Annotated in this window: 32 protein-coding genes; all 32 read left to right on the forward strand. The window is 67.4% G+C overall.

Annotated elements, in window-relative coordinates; all coding sequences use genetic code 11:
- Position 1 precedes the first annotated feature (1 nt).
- The 32 genes from rpsJ to UG56_RS20850 all read left to right on the forward strand — a co-directional run bounded on the left by rpsJ (position 2) and on the right by UG56_RS20850 (position 20,165).
- The gene (rpsJ, locus tag UG56_RS20695) at positions 2 to 310 is read left to right on the forward strand and encodes a 30S ribosomal protein S10 (protein WP_008360994.1); all 309 of its coding nucleotides are present in this window, start codon (positions 2 to 4) and stop codon (positions 308 to 310) included.
- Between the two features lie 10 nt (positions 311 to 320).
- Complete coding sequence (gene rplC / locus UG56_RS20700) at positions 321 to 977, forward strand: 50S ribosomal protein L3 (protein ID WP_045550119.1); 657 nt, start codon at positions 321 to 323, stop codon at positions 975 to 977.
- Between the two features lie 2 nt (positions 978 to 979).
- Entirely contained in the window at positions 980 to 1,879 is a 900-nt protein-coding gene (gene rplD / locus UG56_RS20705; RefSeq protein ID WP_045550118.1) for a 50S ribosomal protein L4, sunset domain variant, read from the forward strand.
- Entirely contained in the window at positions 1,876 to 2,172 is a 297-nt protein-coding gene (gene rplW / locus UG56_RS20710; protein ID WP_008360999.1) for a 50S ribosomal protein L23, read from the forward strand. Before rplD ends, rplW begins: the two co-directional genes overlap by 4 nt.
- A 16-nt stretch (positions 2,173 to 2,188) precedes the next feature.
- Complete coding sequence (rplB, locus tag UG56_RS20715) at positions 2,189 to 3,025, forward strand: 50S ribosomal protein L2 (RefSeq protein WP_045550117.1); 837 nt, start codon at positions 2,189 to 2,191, stop codon at positions 3,023 to 3,025.
- A 3-nt stretch (positions 3,026 to 3,028) separates the two neighbouring features.
- A complete protein-coding gene (gene rpsS, locus UG56_RS20720) occupies positions 3,029 to 3,310 on the forward strand; it encodes a 30S ribosomal protein S19 (protein WP_045550116.1) in 282 nt (93 codons plus the stop codon).
- Positions 3,307 to 3,726, forward strand: coding sequence for a 50S ribosomal protein L22 (gene rplV, locus UG56_RS20725; protein WP_052693842.1), 420 nt, complete (start codon positions 3,307 to 3,309; stop codon positions 3,724 to 3,726). The genes rpsS and rplV overlap by 4 nt, the downstream gene beginning before the upstream one ends.
- Positions 3,726 to 4,553, forward strand: coding sequence for a 30S ribosomal protein S3 (rpsC, locus tag UG56_RS20730; protein ID WP_045550115.1), 828 nt, complete (start codon positions 3,726 to 3,728; stop codon positions 4,551 to 4,553). The genes rplV and rpsC overlap by 1 nt, the downstream gene beginning before the upstream one ends.
- 3 nt (positions 4,554 to 4,556) lie before the next feature.
- Positions 4,557 to 4,976, forward strand: coding sequence for a 50S ribosomal protein L16 (rplP, locus tag UG56_RS20735; RefSeq protein WP_045550114.1), 420 nt, complete (start codon positions 4,557 to 4,559; stop codon positions 4,974 to 4,976).
- Entirely contained in the window at positions 4,976 to 5,218 is a 243-nt protein-coding gene (rpmC, locus tag UG56_RS20740; protein WP_008361011.1) for a 50S ribosomal protein L29, read from the forward strand. Before rplP ends, rpmC begins: the two co-directional genes overlap by 1 nt.
- A 1-nt stretch (position 5,219) precedes the next feature.
- Entirely contained in the window at positions 5,220 to 5,495 is a 276-nt protein-coding gene (gene rpsQ / locus UG56_RS20745; RefSeq protein ID WP_045550113.1) for a 30S ribosomal protein S17, read from the forward strand.
- A 172-nt stretch (positions 5,496 to 5,667) separates the two neighbouring features.
- Complete coding sequence (gene rplN, locus UG56_RS20750; protein WP_008361015.1) at positions 5,668 to 6,036, forward strand: 50S ribosomal protein L14; 369 nt, start codon at positions 5,668 to 5,670, stop codon at positions 6,034 to 6,036.
- On the forward strand, positions 6,036 to 6,395 hold the full coding sequence (rplX, locus tag UG56_RS20755; RefSeq protein WP_045550112.1) for a 50S ribosomal protein L24: 360 nt from the start codon (positions 6,036 to 6,038) through the stop codon (positions 6,393 to 6,395). The genes rplN and rplX overlap by 1 nt, the downstream gene beginning before the upstream one ends.
- A 2-nt stretch (positions 6,396 to 6,397) precedes the next feature.
- Positions 6,398 to 6,958: a 50S ribosomal protein L5 gene (gene rplE / locus UG56_RS20760; protein WP_008361018.1), complete on the forward strand. Its 561-nt coding sequence runs from the start codon at positions 6,398 to 6,400 to the stop codon at positions 6,956 to 6,958.
- Between the two features lies 1 nt (position 6,959).
- Positions 6,960 to 7,145, forward strand: a complete 186-nt coding sequence (locus UG56_RS20765) for a type Z 30S ribosomal protein S14 (RefSeq protein ID WP_008361020.1) — start codon at positions 6,960 to 6,962, stop codon at positions 7,143 to 7,145.
- An 86-nt stretch (positions 7,146 to 7,231) separates the two neighbouring features.
- Entirely contained in the window at positions 7,232 to 7,639 is a 408-nt protein-coding gene (gene rpsH, locus UG56_RS20770; RefSeq protein ID WP_040755997.1) for a 30S ribosomal protein S8, read from the forward strand.
- Between the two features lie 23 nt (positions 7,640 to 7,662).
- Complete coding sequence (rplF, locus tag UG56_RS20775) at positions 7,663 to 8,202, forward strand: 50S ribosomal protein L6 (RefSeq protein WP_045550111.1); 540 nt, start codon at positions 7,663 to 7,665, stop codon at positions 8,200 to 8,202.
- The gene (rplR, locus tag UG56_RS20780; RefSeq protein ID WP_008361025.1) at positions 8,202 to 8,585 is read left to right on the forward strand and encodes a 50S ribosomal protein L18; all 384 of its coding nucleotides are present in this window, start codon (positions 8,202 to 8,204) and stop codon (positions 8,583 to 8,585) included. Before rplF ends, rplR begins: the two co-directional genes overlap by 1 nt.
- Before the next feature lie 34 nt (positions 8,586 to 8,619).
- Positions 8,620 to 9,231 carry a 30S ribosomal protein S5 gene (gene rpsE, locus UG56_RS20785; RefSeq protein WP_045550110.1) on the forward strand — a complete coding sequence of 204 codons (612 nt, stop codon included), beginning with the start codon at positions 8,620 to 8,622 and terminating at the stop codon, positions 9,229 to 9,231.
- Positions 9,231 to 9,413, forward strand: a complete 183-nt coding sequence (gene rpmD / locus UG56_RS20790) for a 50S ribosomal protein L30 (RefSeq protein WP_008361029.1) — start codon at positions 9,231 to 9,233, stop codon at positions 9,411 to 9,413. Before rpsE ends, rpmD begins: the two co-directional genes overlap by 1 nt.
- A 1-nt stretch (position 9,414) precedes the next feature.
- Positions 9,415 to 9,855 (forward strand): 50S ribosomal protein L15, encoded by a 441-nt coding sequence (gene rplO, locus UG56_RS20795; protein ID WP_008361030.1) that lies wholly within the window; start codon positions 9,415 to 9,417, stop codon positions 9,853 to 9,855.
- 183 nt (positions 9,856 to 10,038) lie between these two features.
- Positions 10,039 to 11,349, forward strand: a complete 1,311-nt coding sequence (secY, locus tag UG56_RS20800) for a preprotein translocase subunit SecY (RefSeq protein WP_045550109.1) — start codon at positions 10,039 to 10,041, stop codon at positions 11,347 to 11,349.
- Entirely contained in the window at positions 11,346 to 11,921 is a 576-nt protein-coding gene (locus tag UG56_RS20805) for an adenylate kinase (protein WP_045550108.1), read from the forward strand. Before secY ends, UG56_RS20805 begins: the two co-directional genes overlap by 4 nt.
- Positions 11,922 to 11,948: 27 nt before the next feature.
- Positions 11,949 to 12,764 carry a type I methionyl aminopeptidase gene (gene map, locus UG56_RS20810; RefSeq protein WP_084101369.1) on the forward strand — a complete coding sequence of 272 codons (816 nt, stop codon included), beginning with the start codon at positions 11,949 to 11,951 and terminating at the stop codon, positions 12,762 to 12,764.
- 23 nt (positions 12,765 to 12,787) lie between these two features.
- Positions 12,788 to 13,390, forward strand: coding sequence for a 4'-phosphopantetheinyl transferase family protein (locus UG56_RS20815; RefSeq protein ID WP_177191521.1), 603 nt, complete (start codon positions 12,788 to 12,790; stop codon positions 13,388 to 13,390).
- A 171-nt stretch (positions 13,391 to 13,561) separates the two neighbouring features.
- A complete protein-coding gene (locus UG56_RS20820) occupies positions 13,562 to 14,746 on the forward strand; it encodes an enterochelin esterase domain-containing protein (protein ID WP_084101373.1) in 1,185 nt (394 codons plus the stop codon).
- A 131-nt stretch (positions 14,747 to 14,877) separates the two neighbouring features.
- Positions 14,878 to 15,915: an LLM class flavin-dependent oxidoreductase gene (locus UG56_RS20825; protein ID WP_045550107.1), complete on the forward strand. Its 1,038-nt coding sequence runs from the start codon at positions 14,878 to 14,880 to the stop codon at positions 15,913 to 15,915.
- Positions 15,916 to 16,224: 309 nt separating this feature from the next.
- Positions 16,225 to 17,484 carry a sensor histidine kinase gene (locus UG56_RS20830; RefSeq protein WP_177191522.1) on the forward strand — a complete coding sequence of 420 codons (1,260 nt, stop codon included), beginning with the start codon at positions 16,225 to 16,227 and terminating at the stop codon, positions 17,482 to 17,484.
- Between the two features lie 29 nt (positions 17,485 to 17,513).
- On the forward strand, positions 17,514 to 17,963 hold the full coding sequence (locus UG56_RS20835) for a roadblock/LC7 domain-containing protein (protein WP_045550323.1): 450 nt from the start codon (positions 17,514 to 17,516) through the stop codon (positions 17,961 to 17,963).
- Complete coding sequence (locus tag UG56_RS20840; RefSeq protein ID WP_045550324.1) at positions 17,960 to 18,310, forward strand: DUF742 domain-containing protein; 351 nt, start codon at positions 17,960 to 17,962, stop codon at positions 18,308 to 18,310. The genes UG56_RS20835 and UG56_RS20840 overlap by 4 nt, the downstream gene beginning before the upstream one ends.
- Positions 18,288 to 18,878: a GTP-binding protein gene (locus UG56_RS20845; protein WP_045550325.1), complete on the forward strand. Its 591-nt coding sequence runs from the start codon at positions 18,288 to 18,290 to the stop codon at positions 18,876 to 18,878. Before UG56_RS20840 ends, UG56_RS20845 begins: the two co-directional genes overlap by 23 nt.
- Positions 18,879 to 18,911: 33 nt before the next feature.
- Positions 18,912 to 20,165 carry a styrene monooxygenase/indole monooxygenase family protein gene (locus UG56_RS20850; protein WP_045550326.1) on the forward strand — a complete coding sequence of 418 codons (1,254 nt, stop codon included), beginning with the start codon at positions 18,912 to 18,914 and terminating at the stop codon, positions 20,163 to 20,165.
- Positions 20,166 to 20,168: the final 3 nt, after the last annotated feature.

Genomic DNA, 20,168 nt, shown 5'->3' on the forward strand with positions numbered 1-20,168 from the left:
GATGGCGGGACAGAAGATCCGCATCAGGCTCAAGGCCTATGACCACGAGGTGATCGACACCTCGGCGCGAAAGATCGTGGACACGGTCACCCGTACGGGTGCCAAGGTCGCCGGCCCGGTGCCGCTGCCGACCGAGAAGAACGTGTACTGCGTCATCCGCTCGCCCCACAAGTACAAGGACTCGCGCGAGCACTTCGAGATGCGCACCCACAAGCGCCTCATCGACATCATCGACCCGACCCCGAAGACTGTTGACTCCCTCATGCGGCTCGACCTGCCTGCTGGTGTCGACATCGAGATCAAGCTCTGAGGTTGACGACATGACGATCGAACGCAACGTGAAGGGTCTCCTGGGCACCAAGCTCGGCATGACCCAGCTCTGGGACGAGAACAACGTCGTCGTCCCCGTGACCGTCATCGCGGCGAACACCAACGTCGTGACCCAGGTCCGCACCCCCGAGGCCGACGGCTACAACGCCGTGCAGATCGGCTACGGCGAGATCGACGGCCGCAAGGTGAACAAGCCGGGCGCCGGCCAGTTCGAGAAGGCCGGTGTCACGCCGCGCCGCCACCTGGCCGAGATCCGCACCGCCGACGCCGCGTCGTACTCCGCCGGCCAGGAGCTCCCCGTCGACACCTTCGCCGTGGGCGAGGAGATCGACGTGACGGGCACCTCGAAGGGTAAGGGTTTCGCGGGCACCATGAAGCGCCACGGCTTTGCCGGCGTCAGCGCTTCGCACGGTGCGCACCGCAACCACCGCAAGCCGGGATCGATCGGCGCCTGCGCCACCCCGGGTCGCGTGTTCAAGGGCGTCCGCATGGCCGGTCACATGGGTACTGACACCGTCACCACCCAGAACCTGACCGTGCACGCCGTCGACACCGAGAAGGGCCTCATCCTGGTCAAGGGCGCGATCCCTGGCCCCAAGGGTGGCCTCGTGGTCCTGCGCTCGGCTGCTAAGAAGCTGGAGGCCTGATCATGGCTATCAAGACCGTCAAGGTCGACTTCCCGGCTGAGATCTTCGATGTTGAGCTCAACATCCCGCTGATCCACCAGGTCGTCGTCGCGCAGCAGGCCGCTGCGCGCCAGGGCACGCACGCCACCAAGACCCGCGGCGAGGTCCGCGGCGGTGGCCGCAAGCCCTACAAGCAGAAGGGCACCGGTCGCGCCCGCCAGGGTTCGACCCGCGCGCCGCAGTTCGCCGGTGGTGGCACCGTCCACGGCCCGCAGCCGCGTGACTACAGCCAGCGCACCCCCAAGAAGATGAAGGCCGCCGCCCTCCGCGGTGCCCTCTCCGACCGGGCTCGCGCCGGCCAGATCCACGTGGCCGAGTTCGCCCTCGAGGCGCCCTCGACCAAGACCGCGCTGACCGCCCTCAAGGCGATCTCCGACGCGAAGCGCTTCCTCGTGGTGCTGGACCGTTCCGAGTCCGTCGCCGCGCTGAGCCTGCGCAACGCGCCCGAGGTGCACCTGCTCTGGGCCGACCAGCTCAACACCTACGACGTCCTCGTCTCCGACGACGTGGTCTTCTCCAAGCCGGCCTACGAGATCTTCGTCTCGGGCAAGCCGGTCGTCGCTGCCAAGGAGACCGTCACCATCGGTGAGGTCGAGAAGGACGCGGCCAAGAAGCCCGCCGCCGAGCCGGCCAAGGATGCCGACCTTCCCGAGGGTGCTGTCGCGCCGCTCGAGGACGGCTCCGCTCCTGAGGGCTTCGACATCAAGGGCAACGTCAAGGGCAAGGACAAGAAGTTCCACGCTCCGGGCGGCCGTTGGTACGAGTCCACCAAGGCGGAGTTCTACTTCAAGTCCGCCGAGGACGCCATCGCCGCAGGCTTCGTCGAGGCCGGCAAGAAGAAGGCTGAGGAGGCTGACAAGTGAGCACGCTGCACTACGACCCCCGCGACATCCTGATCGCGCCGGTGGTCTCCGAGAAGAGCTACGGCCTCCTCGACCAGAACAAGTACACCTTCATCGTTCGCCCCGACGCGAACAAGACCGAGATCAAGATCGCGGTCGAGAAGGTGTTCGACGTCAAGGTGACCTCGGTCAACACGATCAACCGCAAGGGCAAGGCCCGTCGTACGCGTTACGGCCTGGGCAAGCGCCCCGACACCAAGCGCGCGATCGTCTCCCTGGCTGAGGGCGACCGCATCGACATCTTCGGCGCGTGAGAAGGACTGACTGAACATGGCTATTCGTAAGTACAAGCCGACCACCCCGGGCCGTCGTGGCTCGTCGGTGGCCGACTTCGCCGAGATCACTCGGACCACGCCCGAGAAGTCGCTGACCAAGCCCCTCCCCAAGAAGGGCGGCCGCAACAACCAGGGTCGCGTGACCACGCGTCACCAGGGTGGCGGTCACAAGCGTGCGTACCGGATCATCGACTTCCGTCGCTACGACAAGGACGGCGTGCCGGCCAAGGTCGCTCACATCGAGTACGACCCGAACCGCACCGCCCGTATCGCCCTGCTGCACTACTTCGACGGCGAGAAGCGCTACATCCTCGCTCCCGTCGGCGTGAGCCAGGGCACCGTCGTGGAGTCCGGTCCCACCGCTGACATCAAGCCCGGCAACAACCTGCCGCTGCGCAACATCCCGGTTGGTACCACCATCCACAATGTTGAGCTGCGTCCGGGTGGCGGCGCGAAGATCGCCCGCTCCGCGGGCATGAGCGCCCAGCTGGTCGCTCGCGAGGGCTCCAAGGCCACGCTGCGTATGCCTTCGGGTGAGATGCGTTTCGTCGACGTGCGCTGCCGCGCCACCGTCGGCGAGGTCGGCAACGCCGAGCAGTCCAACATCAACTGGGGTAAGGCCGGCCGTATGCGGTGGAAGGGCGTTCGCCCGACCGTCCGCGGTGTCGTCATGAACCCGGTCGACCACCCGCACGGTGGTGGTGAGGGTAAGACCTCCGGTGGCCGTCACCCGGTCAGCCCCTGGGGTAAGCCCGAGGGCCGTACGCGCAAGCGCAAGGCCTCTGACGCGCAGATCATCCGCCGCCGTAAGAGCGGGAAGGGTAGGAAGTAAGCAATGCCTCGCAGCCTGAAGAAGGGCCCCTTCGTCGACGACCACCTTCAGAAGAAGGTGGACGCCGAGAACGAGAAGGGCACCCACAACGTGATCAAGACCTGGTCGCGCCGCTCGATGATCGTGCCCGAGATGATCGGTCACACCATCGCGGTGCACGACGGTCGCAAGCACGTCCCGGTCTTCGTGTCCGACTCGATGGTCGGTCACAAGCTGGGTGAGTTCGCTCCGACCCGCACGTTCAAGGGTCACATCAAGGACGACCGGAAGGGACGCCGTCGATGACCACCACCGAACGGCAGCGCATCAGCGCCCGCCGCGACTCCCTGCTCGGCGACCAGCCGGGTGCCTTCGCGAGTGCCCGCTTCGTGCGGATCACCCCGCTGAAGGCACGCCGCGTCGTCGACCTGGTTCGCGGCCTGCCCGTCGACGAGGCCCTGTCCCTGCTGCAGTTCGCGCCGCAGGCAGCCTCCGAGACTGTTTACAAGGTTCTCGAGTCCGCCATCGCCAACGCGGTGTCGACCGAGGGTCTGGACCGCGACGACCTGGTCGTCTCGGTCGCCATGGTGGACGAAGGTCCGACCATGAAGCGCTGGCGCCCCCGCGCCCAGGGCCGTGCGACCCGCATCAACAAGCGGACCTCGCACATCACCCTGGCCGTGCAGCCGGCCGACGTCGTCGAGAAGGGCGGTAAGAAGTAATGGGTCAGAAGATCAACCCGAACGGCTTCCGCCTGGGCATCTCGACCGACCACAAGTCGCGTTGGTACGCCGACAAGCAGTACAAGGAGTACGTCGGCGAGGACGTCAAGATCCGCAAGCTCCTGTCGAAGGGCATGGAGCGGGCCGGCATCGCGAAGGTCGAGATCGAGCGCACCCGTGACCGCGTCCGTGTGGACATCCACACCGCGCGTCCCGGCATCGTCATCGGCCGCCGCGGCGCCGAGGCCGACCGCCTCCGCACCGAGCTCGAGAAGCTCACCGGCAAGCAGGTCCAGCTGAACATCCTCGAGGTCAAGAACCCCGAGGTCGACGCTCAGCTGGTCGCCCAGGGTGTCGCCGAGCAGCTCAGTGGTCGCGTGCAGTTCCGCCGCGCGATGCGCAAGGCCATGCAGACCACCATGCGCTCCGGTGCCAAGGGCATCCGGATCCAGTGCTCGGGTCGTCTGAACGGCGCTGAGATGTCGCGTACGGAGTTCTACCGCGAGGGTCGCGTCCCGCTGCACACGCTGCGTGCCGACATCGACTACGGCTTCTACGAGGCCCGCACGACCTTCGGCCGTATCGGCGTGAAGGTCTGGATCTACAAGGGTGAGGTCTCCGGCTCGCGTGCCGAGCGCCAGGCCGCCCAGGCCGCCCGTGCGGGCGTCCCGGGTCGCGGTGGCAACGACCGTCGCGGTGGCCGCGGCGACCGTCCGTCGCGTGGCTCCCGTGGTGACCGCCCGAACCGCGCTGACCGCGCGGCGAAGACTGAGGCGCCGGCTGCCGCTGAGGCTCCCGCCGCCGAGACCACGACCCAGGAGGGCTGACCCATGCTGATGCCCCGTCGAGTCAAGCACCGCAAGCAGCACCACCCGAAGCGCACTGGCGTGGCCAAGGGTGGCACCAAGCTGGCCTTCGGTGACTACGGCATCCAGGCGATCGAGGGTCACTACGTGACCAACCGCCAGATCGAGGCAGCGCGTATCGCGATGACTCGTCACATCAAGCGAGGCGGCAAGGTGTGGATCAACATCTACCCCGACATCCCGCTGACCAAGAAGCCCGCCGAGACCCGCATGGGTTCCGGTAAGGGTTCGCCCGAGTGGTGGGTCGCCAACGTCAAGCCGGGCCGCGTCATGTTCGAGCTCTCCGGCGTCGACGAGAACACGGCCCGCGAGGCGATGCGCCGCGCGATCCACAAGCTGCCCATGAAGTGCCGTTTCATCACGCGAGAGGCTGGTGAGTTCTGATGGCTAACTCCCTGCAGGCGTTCGAGCTGGACGAGCTCACCGACGTCGACCTCGAGGCGAAGCTGCGCGAGGCGAAGGAGGAGCTGTTCAACCTCCGGTTCCAGGCGGCCACCGGCCAGCTGGAGAGCCACGGTCGGCTCCGCACCGTCAAGAAGGACATCGCCCGGATCTACACCGTGGTGCGCGAGCGCGAGCTCGGCATTCGCGTGGCCCCGGGCACCGAGACCACCGAGGAGGCCTGAAATGGCTGAGTCCACCGAGACCACCGAGCGCAACACGCGCAAGGTGCGCGAGGGCCTCGTCGTCAGCGACAAGATGGACAAGACCATCGTCGTCGAGGTCGAGGACCGCGTGAAGCACCCGCTCTACGGCAAGGTCATGCGCCGTAGCAGCAAGCTCAAGGCTCACGACGAGCAGAACACCGCCGGCATCGGCGACCGCGTCCTGGTCATGGAGACCCGGCCGCTGTCCGCGACCAAGCGGTGGCGTCTCGTCGAGGTCGTCGAGCGCGCCAAGTGATCCTCGTCTCCTAGGAGACGGATCCGGCTGGCGACAAACGTCGCCAAATTGACCAAAGGGTGCAGGTCCAGCGACCATTGTTCGCTGGGCCTGTGCCCATCAAATCCCATTACGTTCGGCAAGGCTCGACCGCCCTGGATGCGGTTGAGAACCAGCTCGACAAGGAGAAGTAATGATCCAGCAGGAGTCGCGACTCAAGGTCGCCGACAACACTGGTGCGAAGGAGATCCTTTGCATTCGTGTGCTCGGTGGTTCCGGTCGTCGCTACGCCGGCATCGGCGACACCATCGTCGCCACCGTCAAGGACGCTATCCCCGGTGGCAACGTGAAGAAGGGTGACGTCGTCAAGGCCGTCATCGTGCGCACCGTCAAGGAGCGCCGCCGCGCTGACGGCTCGTACATCCGCTTCGACGAGAACGCCGCCGTCATTCTCAAGAACGACGGCGAGCCGCGAGGCACCCGCATCTTCGGCCCGGTGGGCCGCGAGCTGCGCGACAAGAAGTTCATGAAGATCATCTCGCTCGCGCCGGAGGTGCTGTGATGGGTCGCTCGCACATCAAGAAGGGCGACACCGTCAAGGTGATCGCCGGTAAGGACAAGGGCGGCTCCGGCAAGGTGATCGCTGTCCTCACCGACGAGGACCGTGTGATCGTCGAGGGCATCAACCTCATCAAGAAGCACACCAAGGTCCAGGACCAGGGCGGTCGCGCCGGCATGACCGGCGGCATCGTGACCACCGAGGCCCCGATCCACGTTTCCAACGTCCAGCTGCTCGAGGGTGGCGAGCCGGTTCGCGTCGGCTTCCGCCGTGAGACGGTCCAGAAGCGTCGCCCCGACGGGTCGACGTACGCCGCTGAGCGCAGCGTTCGCATCTCGCGCAAGACCGGTAAGGACATCTGATCATGACCGACACCGCTGTGGCCCCGCGCCTCAAGACGAAGTACCGCGAGGAGATCGCCCCCGCACTCCAGCAGGAGTTCGGCATCTCCAACGTCATGCAGATCCCCGGTCTGACCAAGATCGTCGTCAACATGGGTGTCGGCGAGGCTGCTCGCGACTCCAAGCTGATCGAGGGCGCTGTCAACGACCTGACCGCGATCACCGGCCAGAAGCCGCTGATCAACAAGGCGAAGAAGTCGATCGCGCAGTTCAAGCTGCGTGAGGGCATGCCGATCGGTGCGCACGTCACGCTGCGCGGCGACCGCATGTGGGAGTTCCTCGACCGCCTGCTCTCGCTCGCGCTGCCCCGCATCAGGGACTTCCGCGGCCTCAACGGCAAGCAGTTCGACGGCAACGGCAACTACACCTTCGGTCTCACCGAGCAGGTCATGTTCCACGAGATCAACCAGGACAAGATCGACCGCTCGCGGGGCATGGACATCACCCTCGTGACGACTGCCACCAACGACGACCAGGGTCGCGCGCTGCTCAAGGCGCTCGGCTTCCCGTTCAAGGAGAACTGAGATGGCGAAGACCGCTCTCAAGGTGAAGGCCGCGCGCAAGCCCAAGTACGCGGTTCGCGCCTACACCCGCTGCCAGCGCTGCGGCCGCCCGAAGGCTGTGTTCCGCAAGTTCGGCCTGTGCCGTATCTGCCTGCGTGAGATGGCCCACCGCGGCGAGCTGCCCGGCGTCACCAAGTCCTCCTGGTGAGCGATCACCGTTCCAACCACTGACGTTGAAGGTCCTCATGACTGAGTGTCGTGAGGAAACCACTACGAGAAAGGGCCGTTCGGCCAATGACGATGACTGACCCGATCGCAGACATGCTCACTCGTCTGCGTAACGCCAACCAGGCGTACCACGATGCGGTTTCGATGCCGTACAGCAAGCTGAAGCAGGGCGTCGCTGAGATCCTCCAGCAGGAGGGCTACATCACCAAGTACGAGGTGCTGGAGCCCACCGAGGGCCAGGTCGGCAAGACCCTGTCGATCACCCTCAAGTACGGCCGCAACCGTGAGCGCTCGATCGCCGGCGTCCGCCGCATCAGCAAGCCCGGTCTGCGTGTCTACGCGAAGCACACCGGTCTTCCGAAGGTGCTCGGCGGCCTCGGCGTCGCGATCATCTCGACGAGCCAGGGTCTGCTGACCGACCGCCAGGCGAACAAGAAGGGCGTAGGTGGGGAAGTCCTCGCCTACGTCTGGTAATCAGGGAAGGGAGAGAGAAGAACATGTCGCGTATTGGCAAGCTCCCCGTCCCGGTTCCGGCCGGCGTGGACGTCACCATCGACGGCCAGGTCGTGAGCGTCAAGGGTCCCAAGGGCTCCCTGTCGCACACCGTGGTCGACCCGATCACCGTCGAGAAGGGTGACGGCGTCCTCGACGTCAAGCGCCCCGACGACAGCCGGGACAGCAAGGCCCTCCACGGCCTGTCCCGCACGCTGATCAACAACATGGTCCTGGGTGTCACCGAGGGCTACGAGAAGAAGCTCGAGATCGTCGGCGTGGGTTACCGCGTCCTGTCGAAGGGCCCGACCAAGCTGGAGTTCCAGCTGGGCTACTCGCACTCGATCATCTTCGACGCACCCGAGGGCATCACCTTCACCACCGACGGCCCGACCAAGCTCGGCGTCGTGGGCATCGACAAGCAGCTCGTCGGTGAGGTTGCGGCCAACATTCGGAAGCTGCGCAAGCCGGAGCCCTACAAGGGCAAGGGCGTTCGTTACGCCGGCGAGAACATCCGCCGCAAGGTCGGAAAGGCTGGTAAGTGATGGCCATCTCGCTGTCGAACAACAAGCACACCGCTTCCCGTGTCCGCTCGCGCCTGCGTCGCCAGGCCCGCGGTCGCAAGAAGATCGAGGGTACGCCGGAGCGTCCGCGCCTCGTCGTGACCCGGTCGGCCAAGCACATCACCGCCCAGGTCGTCGACGACCTGGCCGGCAAGACGCTTGCCTCGGCCTCGACCATCGAGGGCGACCTGCGGTCGGCCTCCGGTGACAAGACCGCCAAGGCCAAGCAGGTCGGCGAGCTGGTTGCGTCGCGTGCCAAGGCCGCTGGTGTGGAGACCGTGGTCTTCGACCGTGCCGGCAACAAGTACCACGGCCGTGTCGCCGCGCTCGCCGATGGCGCGCGCGAGGCCGGTCTGACCTTCTGATCGCAACGATCGAACGAGAGAAGAGGAAAGTCTGATGAGCGGAGCCCAGCGCGGACAGCGTGGTGGCGAGCGCCGAGGTCGCGACGACCGTCGCAACCAGAGCGCCGACAAGACCGCCTACATCGAGAAGGTCGTCGCGATCAACCGAGTTGCCAAGGTCGTGAAGGGTGGTCGTCGCTTCAGCTTCACCGCCCTCGTGATCGTCGGTGACGGTGAGGGTCTGGTCGGCGTCGGCTACGGTAAGGCGAAGGAAGTTCCCGCGGCGATCGCCAAGGGTGTCGAGGAAGCGAAGAAGCACTTCTTCCGCGTTCCCCGCATCCAGGGCACGATCCCGCACCCGGTGCAGGGTGAGAAGGCCGCTGGTGTGGTCCTTCTCCGTCCGGCCGCCCCTGGTACCGGTGTCATCGCCGGTGGTCCGGTGCGCGCCGTCCTGGAGTGCGCCGGCATCCACGACGTGCTGAGCAAGTCGCTCGGTTCGTCCAACCAGATCAACATCGTCCACGCGACGGTGGAGGCCCTCAAGATGCTCGAGCAGCCTGAGGCAGTCGCCGCCCGCCGTGGTCTCCCTGTTGAGGACGTCGCCCCGGACGCGCTGCTCAAGGCGCAGGCCGAGGTTGCCGCTCCCGCCGTGGAGGTGTCGGCCTGATGGCGCAGCTGAAGGTCCAGCAGAAGAAGGGCCTCGTTGGTCTGAAGCAGAACCAGCGAGACACCCTGCGTACGCTCGGTCTCAAGCGGATCGGCGACGTGGTCGTCAAGGAGGACCGCCCGGAGATCCGCGGCATGGTCCAGACCGTCCGTCACCTGGTGACGGTCGAGGAGGTCGACTGATATGGCACTCAAGGTGCACAACCTGGCGCCGGCTCCCGGTGCCAAGAAGGCCAAGACCCGCGTGGGTCGTGGTGAGGCGTCCAAGGGTAAGACGGCCGGCCGTGGTACCAAGGGCACGAAGGCCCGTTACCAGGTCCCCGCCTACTTCGAGGGTGGCCAGACCCCGATGCACATGCGGCTCCCCAAGCTGAAGGGCTTCAAGAACCCCTTCAAGGTGGAGTTCCAGGTCGTCAACCTCGACAAGCTCAACGAGCTGTTCCCCGAGGGTGGCGTCGTCACCCCCGAGACCCTGATCGAGAAGGGTGCCGTCCGCAAGGGCCACCCGGTCAAGGTCCTGGGCCAGGGTGACCTGACCGTCAAGGTCGAGATCAGCGCCAACGCCTTCTCCGGCTCTGCCAAGGAGAAGATCGAGGCTGCTGGCGGAACTGTCACGGTTCTCTGACAGTTCTACTAACGTAGAGCCTGTCACGTGGGAGCGCGGCCGGGTCGCCCCTTCGGGGTCCCGCCCGCGCTCCCGCTGTTTCAGCCCTACGTGCAAGAACTGCCGTGGAGGCTGTTAGGCTGCCACGGGTTTTCGCATCGGCGCAGGCCCTGCGACCCCTGATTGTCGAAAGAGGAACCATTCGTGCTTGGCGCGTTCGCATCAGCGTTCCGTACTCCGGACCTGCGCAAGAAGCTGCTCTTCGTTCTCTTCATCGTCGTGATCTTCAGGGCTGGGTCCCAGATCCCGGCTCCTGGCGTTCACGTGGCGAACGTCCGGCAGTGTCTTGACGCCGCCCAGACCGGTGACAGCGCCGGCCTCTACAACCTGGTCAATCTCTTCTCCGGCGGCGCCCTGCTGCAGCTGACCATCTTCGCGCTCGGCATCATGCCGTACATCACCGCGAGCATCATTCTGCAGCTGCTCGTCGTGGTGATCCCTCGCCTCGAGCGCCTCAAGAAGGAGGGGCAGTCCGGGCAGACGAAGATCACCCAGTACACCCGCTACCTGACCCTCGGTCTCGCGGTCCTGCAGGCCACCGGCATCGTGGCGCTCGCCCGCTCCGGCGACCTGCTCCAGGGCTGCTCGCAGCCGCTGCTCCACGACGACGGCACCGCCACCTTCCTGGTCATGGTCGTCACCATGACCGCCGGCACCGCGGTCATCATGTGGCTCGGTGAGCTGATCACCGAGCGCGGCATCGGCAACGGCATGTCGATCCTCATCTTCACCCAGGTCGTCGCCACCTTCCCGACCACCATGTGGGCGGTCAAGAACGACAAGGGCTGGTGGACCTTCGCGATCGTCATCGTCATCGGGATGGCGATCATGGCGGCGGTCATCTTCATCGAGCAGGCCCAGCGCCGGATCCCGGTCCAGTACGCCCGCCGGATGGTCGGTCGCAAGATGTTCGGCGGCTCCTCGACCTACATCCCGCTCAAGGTGAACCAGGCCGGTGTCATCCCGGTCATCTTCGCCTCGTCGCTGCTCTACCTGCCGGCGATGGCGGCGCAGTTCAACCAGAACTCGCAGAACCCGCCGGCGTGGGTCGACTGGATCAACAACTACTTCGTCAAGGGCGACCACCCGGCCTACATGGCGGCCTACTTCGCGCTGATCATCTTCTTCACCTACTTCTACGTGTCGATCACCTTCAACCCCCCGGAGGTCGCCGACAACATGAAGAAATACGGCGGCTTCATTCCAGGAATTCGGGCCGGGAAGCCGACCGAGGACTACCTGTCCTACGTTTTGTCCCGTATCACACTGCCGGGCTCGCTCTACCTCGGTCTGATCGCCCTCATCCCGCTGATCGCGCTGGCGCTCATCGGTGCGAACCAGAACTTCCCGTTCGGCGGCACGTCGATCCTCATCATGGTCGGCGTCGCTCTCGACACGGTGAAGCAGATCGAGAGCCAGCTCCAGCAGCGCAACTATGAAGGGTTCCTCCGATGAGACTGATCATCATGGGCCCGCCGGGAGCCGGTAAGGGCACCCAGGCGAAGTTCATTGCCGAGCACTTCGGGATCCCGGCGATCTCGACCGGCGACATCTTCCGCGCCAACGTCTCCCAGGGCACGCCCCTGGGTGTCGAGGCGGCGTCCTACATGGACAAGGGAGAGTACGTCCCGGACTCGGTGACGAACCGGATGGTCCGTAACCGCATCGATGAGCCCGACGCCGCCAAGGGATTCCTGCTCGACGGCTACCCGCGCACCCTCGCTCAGGTCGAGGAGCTCGACGGGATGATCAAGTTCACCGGTCACGCGCTCGACGCGGTGGTCGTGCTGACGGTCGACAAGGACGAGATCGTGCAGCGGCTGCTGCAGCGCGCGGAGCTCGAGGGCCGCGCCGACGACACCGCCGATGTCATCCGTCGCCGGCAGGAGGTCTACCTCGAGGAGACCGCGCCGCTGATCGAGGTCTACAAGGGTCGCGGCCTGGTCCACGAGATCGACGGCCTCGGTGAGGTCTCGGAGGTCACCAAGCGGATCTTCGACGAGCTCGACATCGTCCCGGAGTCCTGAACCGAACATGTACGCAACGGGGGAGCAGTGGGCTTCTTGACCAAGGTCCAGATCAAGACCCCTGAGCAGATCGAGAAGATGCGTAAGGCCGGCCTCGTGGTCGGCGAGACGCTCGAGGTGCTCCGGGCCGCGGCGCGGCCCGGAGTCACCCTGCTAGAGCTCGACGCCATCGCCGAGGACTCGATCCGGTCCCGGGGTGGCGTCCCGTCGTTCAAGGGCTACCACGGCTTCCCGGGCTCCATCTGCGCCTCGGTCGACGAGGTCGTGGTCCACGGCATCCCGGGTTCTCGGGAGCTGAAGGACGGCGACATCATCTCCATCGACTGCGGCGCCATCGTCGACGGCTGGCACGGCGACGCCGCGATCACGGTGGCCATGGGCTCGGTGCCCGACGAGGTCTCCGAGCTGATGCGTGTCACCGAGGAGTCCATGTGGCGCGGCATCGCCGCTGCCCGCCTCGGCGGACGGGTCACCGACATCTCGCACGCCATCGAGACCTACGTCGACTCCCAGGGTGACTACGGGATCCTCGAGGAGTTCAGCGGCCACGGCATCGGCACCGAGATGCACATGGAGCCGTCGGTCTTCAACTACGGCAAGCCCGGCAAGGGCGCCAAGCTGCAGCGCGGCATCGCACTCGCCGTCGAGCCGATGCTCACCCTCGGCGGCCCCGAGGTCACCACGCTGGAGGACGACTGGACCGTCGTGACCGACGACGGCTCGTGGGCGGCCCACTTCGAGCACACCTTCGCGCTCACCTCCGACGGCGCCTGGGTGCTCACCGCGCTCGACGGCGGCGAGGAGATGCTCGGCAAGCTCGGGGTGCCCTGGGGCGGTCACTGAGGGTGATCGCGCGCTTCACGGCGGTGGCTGAGGTCGAGGCCGACCTCGAGCTGCTCACCGCCGCGGAGCGAGCACGTCACGAGCGACTCGTGGCCGAGGCCGACAAGCAGGCGTACGCCGCCGCGCACGTCCTGGTCCGGGAGTGCGCCGCGGAGCTCCTGGGCACCGCGCGCGAGGAGATCGTGATCGGGCAACGCTGCGCCCGCTGCGGCAGCACCGAGCACGGAGCTCCGTCGGTGGCCGGTGACGCCGGGACCGCGGTCCACATCAGTCTGAGCCACACCCGCGGCCAGGTCGCCGCCGTCGCCGCCACCAGCCGGTGCGGCATCGACGTCGAGAAGGTCTCGCGCGGGCCCGACCGCGCTCTCTCGCGGCGCGAGGCGGCCTGGGTGGCGGGGCAGGAGGATGCGGCGTACGCGTTCACGCGGTTGTGGGTGCGCAAGGAGGCCCTGGTGAAGGCGGGCCACGGGAGCATGGCGGCGGCCCAGCGCCTCGACGTCCTCACCGACGGCTCGTCCGGAGTCGGTCCGGCCGACCAGGTGGACGGGGTCCGGATGACCGAGTGGGAGGGCTCCGGCTTCCTCGGTGCCGTTGCGATTTGTGCCGACATGTGGACCGAAAGCTGATAGGAAACTGAACGAATCCCGCCTATCCACAGGTTTGACTAGCGGATATGCGACATCACCTATCAGTCGACAGAGAAAGGGACCTCAGGATCTCGCGTGTCGCCCCGACTGTGAGTAACTTGGTCAGCCCGCGGGGACAGGGAGAGCCCCGTACTCGGGAGGAAGAACCGGATGAGTACGCAGTTGCGACCACCGACGGCGGCGCGACCCAATCCATCAGCACGGACGCGAAGCGCGATCATCGACCGCCTCAGTCCTGAGGACATCGACATGTTCTGGGACCAGATCGCCACGTCGCTGCCGCTCGTCGAGGAGACCGGCGCCGGTGCTGCCGACGACGAGGTGATCGTCACCTTCTGCTGGCGTGACGCCGAGGCGGAGGAGGTGCTCCTCTTCGCCAACCGGCTCACCGACGAGCGTCATCTCGGCGAGACGATGCTCGAGCGGAAGGCAGGCACCGACCTGTGGCACGCCTCGTTCCTGATGAAGGGCGACTGGCGGGCCTCCTACTCCTTCCTGTGCAAGCATCCCGGCGAGCCGGCCCCGTGGGAGAGCGAGGGGCAGGTCGAGCTGCGTGCCGTGCTGCACCGCGGCTACCTCGACCCGCTCAACCCCGACTGGTGCCACAACCGGCAGGGCATCAAGCAGTCGGTCGTCTCGTTGCCCGATGCGCCGCTGCAGCCGTGGCTGTTCCGCCGCGACGACGTCGTCCCGGGCACCGTCACCCTCGAGGCGGGCCCCGACGGACGCGACGTCTGGCTCTACGACCCGGCCGGCGCCGGCCTCAACGTCGACCTGCCGCTCGTGGTCGCGCTCGACGGTGAGGTCTGGACCGGCCACCACTCGTTGCCGACCACGCTCGACAACCTCATCGCCGACGGCCACCTCCGCCACGTCCGCTGCGTCCTGCCCGCCTCGGGCGGCCGCGACAAGCGGTGGGAGGAGCTCGCCGGCGGCGAGGGCGCCGACTACATCGTCAACCAGCTGCTGCCGTGGGTGCGCGAGCGTCGCGCGGTCACCGCGGAGACGTACGTCGTGGGCCAGAGCCTCGGTGGTGTCACCGCCCTGCGGGCCGGTCTGACCTACCCCGAGCTCATCCATGGCGTCGCCAGCCAGTCGGCGTCGCTGTGGCTCGACGACCTCGCCGACGCGGTCACCCCCGAGGCGAAGACCCGGGTGCACCTCGCGCACGGCACCCAGGAGTGGGTCCTCGACGAGCTCCACCACGACCTCGTCGACCGCCTGCGTGCTGCCGGGATCGACGTCGTCTCGGCCGAGCACAACGGCGGCCACGACTACGCCTGGTGGCGCTCGGCGGTCGCCGACGGCCTCCGCGCGCTGCTGCCGCCAGCCTGAACCGAGGCGTCAGGTACGTCGGTCGAGCCGTCACGGTGGTGCCGACTCGACCGACGAAACTGACGTCTCGACCGGAATAAGTGACGTCTCGACCGGAATAAGTGACGTCTCGGCGGGGGTTGAGACTTTACGTGAAGCTGAGCGTTCTCGACCTCGTCCCGGTCCGCAAGGACCAGTCCTCCGCCGATGCCCTGGCCGCGACGCTGTCGCTGGCCAAGGTGGCCGACGAGCTGGGCTTCCAGCGCTACTGGCTCGCCGAGCACCACAACATGCCGGCGGTCGGTTCGACCAACCCGCCGGTGCTGATCTCACTGGTGGCCAGCGCGACGGAGCGGATCCGGGTCGGGTCCGGGGGCGTGATGCTGCCCAACCACGCGCCGCTGGTCGTGGCCGAGCAGTTCTCGCTGCTGGAGGCGGCGTTCCCGGGTCGTATCGACCTCGGTATCGGTCGCGCGCCGGGGACCGACCCGGTGACCTCCTGGGCGCTGCGCCACGGCGCCGGGGGAGTCTCCGACGACGCGGTCAACCGCTTCCCGGAGTACCTCGACAACATCGTCTCCATGATGGCGCCGGAGGGTGTCGGCCTGATGGCCGGCGGCCGCCAGCACGTCCTCCACGCGACCCCGGCGGCGGCGTCGGTGGCCGAGCTCTGGCTGCTCGGCTCCTCCGATTACTCCGCCCGTCTTGCCGCCGAGAAGGGCCTGCCCTACGTCTTCGCCCACCACTTCGCGGGCAACGGCACCGACACCAAGGCGATGATCGAGCTCTACCGCTCGACCTTCCAGCCCTCCGAGCTGCTCAGCGAGCCGAAGACGTTCCTGACCGTGAACGCGAGCGTGGCCGAGACGGCCGAGGAGGCCGACCGCCGGGCGCTGCCCCAGCTGCTGACCATGCTGAAGCTGCGCACCGGCCAGCCGCTGACCGCGCAGCCCAGCATCGACGAGGCCGAGAAGACCGAGATCCCCGAGGCCCACCAGGGGCTCATCGACACGATGCGGAGCCGTTGGATCATCGGCTCCGCGGCGTACGCGAAGGCGCGCCTGGCCGGGATGGCCGAGGAGTACGGGGTCGACGAGGTCATGGTGAACCCGGTCGGGTCGGCGTACGAGGGGACGGACCCGCGCACCGCGCCGGCCCGTGAGGAGACCCTGCGCCTGCTGGCCGGCTGATTTCGGCGGGCCAGTAGGATCGCCCCCACCTCGTCGCGAGGTGGCGGCGCGCCTGAGCCACTTGGGACGAGGGACCTAGGACACTGTCTGCTTCTGGGCGCGTATCGCTACGCTCGCGCACCGGTTGTGCCAGTCTGTTCACCGCTCTGTTTCCTTCTCCACATTTGAAAGTGCCGCCTCATGACACGCTGGAGCCAGCGCTGGTTGAAGCGCCGGGGGCCCCAGGCTGCATCGTTCGCTGAGCAGTCAGATCCGGGTCTTGCTCGCTCATTCCCACCGACCGGCGGTCAGGCCGCGCCCTTTCCGCCGGTGCCACCAACACCTGTCACCCCGCCGATCGCCTCCACGCCACCGCCGCTCCAGGAGGACGAGGACGAGGCCTGGCCCGAGATCATGGAGCAGTTCGGGCTCCACCTGATCAGCCTGGCCGAGCAGATGCGCATCTCGCTCGACAAGCTCGAGGCCGACGAGGACGACCCCGAGCGGTTGAAGCAGCTCTACGAGGTGGACCACGCGGTCACCCGCATGCGGCGCGCGAGCCGCGACCTGCGTACGCTCGCCGGCCGTGCCGAGGACGAGATGGGCGGCACCGACACCTCGCTCCTGGACATCATCCGGATGGCGCTCTCGGGGATCGAGCGCTACAACCAGGTGACGATCGGCCGGGTCAGCGACCTCGCGGTCATCGGCTACGCCGCCGACGACGTGTCCTGCTTGATCGCGGCGCTGCTGGACAACGCGACCAAGTACTCCCCGGGTGCGGTGACGATCAACGTCCACCTGGCCGACGCCGGCGACGTGCTCTTCCGCATCGAGGACACCGGGATCGGCATCCCGGAGAAGTCGGTCGGGCGCCTCAACGCGCTGCTCGCGGGTCCGATCGTGGAGCTGGTCAGCAAGTCCGGGAGCCACACCGGCTTCCCGGTGGTGCACCGGATCGCCCGCAAGTACGACATCGACGTACGCCTCGCCACCCGCCCCGCGCCCGGCAACGGGATGATCGCGATGGTGACGGTGCCGGCCCAGCTCCTGTGCGAGGTGCCGGTCGCGCCGATCGGCCACGCCGAGCTGCCGAGGCCCTCGAGCGCGAGCAGCGTCGCGGTCCTGCCGCCCGCCCCGCGGCGCCGGGGTCCCCAGCCCGCACCTCAGCCCTCGCCCCAGCCGACCCCGCAGCCCACGGCCCGGCCCGCAGCCCAGCCGGTGCGTCTGGAGACGCGGCAGTCCTCGCTGCAGCCTCTGCGGCCGACGGCCCAGTTCGCGCCGCCGCCGAGCCAGCAGCCGTCGCCGGATCTCTCCACCGACACGATGAAGACGCCGCTCCCCACGGCCGGCGAGACAGGTGGGGCCGATGAGACGAATGAGATGAACGAGACCTCCGCGCCCACTGGTCAGAGCGGCCCAGTAGAGTCGGGCGCGCTCCCGCGCCGGGAGCCGGTCAGCCTGCGCAGCAAGCAGACCGTGCCCGAAGAAGCCGCTGGACCGCAGACCCCCGAGGCCTCGCCCGAGGACCAGTCAGCGGCCCGGCACTCCTTCGCCGACGATCTCGACGCGTTCTCCCTTGGTAGCTAAAACCCTGCAGTGAAAGGAACCCTTTCGTCATGGAAAGCCCGGTCGTCCCCCGCGACCCCAAGGAATTCAGCTGGTTGATCGACAACTTCGCCAGCTCCACCCCCGGTGTGACCCACGCGCTCATCGTCTCCTCCGACGGCCTCCCGCTGATCGGAGCCGGCGGCATGTCCGCCAACATCGCCGACCCGCTGGCCGCGATGACCGCCGGCGTGATCAGCCTCGGCAACAACATCGCGCGCGAGGTGGGCGAGCCCGGCTGTGACCAGGTGATGCTCAAGTTCCACACCGGACACTTCCTCTTCATGGGCATCGGCGATCTCGCCGGCTTCGCCGTTCTCGTCGGTGCCGGCGCGAACCTCGGCGTCGTCGCCCACAAGATGGCCCAGATGGTCGACGCCGTCGGCCACGTACTCACCCCGCAGATGCGTGACGAGCTGCGCCAGATGACGGTCAGCTCGATGGCGGGGGAGCGGGCGTGAGCGTGGGCCAGAACCCATGGGTACGTCCTTATGTGCTCACCGGCGGCCGCACCAAGACCAAGCACCAGCTCTACGTGCACACGCTGGTCTCGGCGGCGCACTTCGACGCCCGTGCGGCCGCGCAGCTGACGCCGGAGTCGCGCAGGCTCTACGACCGTGTACGTCTCGGACCGCAGTCGGTCGCGGAGCTGTCCGCGCACTGCGGGATCTCGCTCGGGGTGACGCGCGTGCTGCTCGAGGACCTCGCCTCGACCGAGCACCTGCAGATCAATGACGGGGCCTACGACTCCCCGTTCGACCACCGTTTGTTGAAGAGAGTTATCGATGGCCTTTCCGAGCTCGGCTGACCGCCCGGCCCTGAACGTCACCTCTGCCAAGATCGTGGTCGCGGGTGGTTTCGGTGTCGGGAAGTCGACCCTCGTCGCCTCGGTCTCCGAGATCCCGCCGGTCAACACCGAGGCGTGGATGACGCAGGCCGGTGAGTCGGTGGACCCGCTCTCGGACGCGAGCGCCAAGACGACCACGACGGTCGCGATGGACTTCGGCCGGGTCACCCTCGCTCCCGACCTGCTGCTCTACCTGTTCGGCACCCCGGGCCAGCCCCGGTTCTGGCCGATGTGGGACGACCTGTGCCGCGGTGCCAGCGGTGCGCTCGTGCTCGTCGACACCCGTCAGCTCGACGCGTCCTTCCCGGCGGTCAACTACTTCGAGAACGACTCCGACGTCCCGTTCATCGTCGCGGTGAACCTGTTCGACGGAAAGCTGACCCACTCCTTGGAGAAGGTGCGCGACGCGCTCTGCCTCGATGAGCGGACACCGCTGGTGACCGTGGACGCTCGCGACCGCAGATCGACGGCCAAGGCGCTCGTCGCCTGCCTCTCGCACACGATGAAGACCACCCCCACACGCGCCTGAGCCCGGAGGCGCCCCCACTCCGAAGGAGTTTCATTGCGCAAGATCCTGATCGTCGGTGCCGGACAGGCCGGCATGCAGCTCGCTCTCAGCCTCCAGGCCGAGGGCTATGAGGTGACGGTCATGTCGGCGCGTACGCCGGACGAGCTGCGCGACGGCTGGCCGACGTCGACACAGGTCATGTTCGACCCGGCCCTGGCCTACGAGCGCGCCTACGACCTCAACCTGTGGGAGGACGAGGCGCCGCGCATCCCCGCGGTCGGCATCTCGGTCAGCCCGGAGCCCGGTGTCCGGGCCCTGAAGTTCGACGGCCCCTGGGAGCCGTACGCGATGTCCGTCGACCAGCGCCTGAAGATGTCCACCTGGATGGAGCTGTTCGAGGACCGCGGCGGCCGGGTCATCTACCACCCGGTGATGACCTCGGACCTGGCCGGCCTGGCGTCGATGTACGACCTGACCCTGATCGCGGCGGGCAAGGGCGAGATCGTCGAGCTGTTCGACCGCGACCCGGTCCGGTCCAAGTACGTCACCCCCGGCCGTGCGCTCTCGGCCATCTACCTCCACGGCATGGTCGAGCCCGACGACTTCCCGGCCGGGAGCATGCGGATCAACGTCGCGCCCGGCGTGGGGGAGCTGTTCGTGATCAGCGCGCTGACCCAGTTCGGGCCCAGCCGGGTCGCGTTCGTCGAGGCGATCCCGGACGGTCCCTTCGACTGCTTCTGGGACCGGCCACGCCCCGACGAGCACCTGCGCCGGCTGCAGCACCTGATGCTCGAGCACATGCCGTGGGAGGGCGAGCTGATGCGCGACTGCGAGCCCACCGACGCCCGCGCCTCGCTCTCGGGTGCGTTCACCGGCACGATCCGCAAGCCCTACGCGGAGGTCGCCGACGACACCTTCGTCTTCGGCATGGGTGACGTGGTCGTGGTCAACGACCCGATCGCGGGGCAGGGCGCCAACAACGCCGCGCACTGCGCCGGCATCTACACCCAGGCGATCCTCGAGCGTGGCGACCAGCCGTTCGACCCGGAGTGGATGCAGGCGACCTTCGAGATCTTCTGGGAGACCCGTGCCCAGCACTCGACCGGCCTGACCGACGCGCTGCTCAACCCGCTGCCCGACCACGTGCAGCAGGTGCTCGGTGCGGCCACCCAGCACCAGGCGGTGGCGGACCGGTTCACCCGGCTGTTCCCGCACCCCGAGGACCTCGGACCGTTCCTCGGCGATCCGGAGACGGCCCTGGCGTACGTCGCGGAGGTCGCTGAGGCGGACACGGCCGCCAGGGCTTGACGA

The sequence above is a fragment of the Nocardioides luteus genome, from assembly GCF_000960475.2.
GTDB classification, from domain to species: Bacteria; Actinomycetota; Actinomycetes; order Propionibacteriales; family Nocardioidaceae; genus Nocardioides; species Nocardioides luteus_A.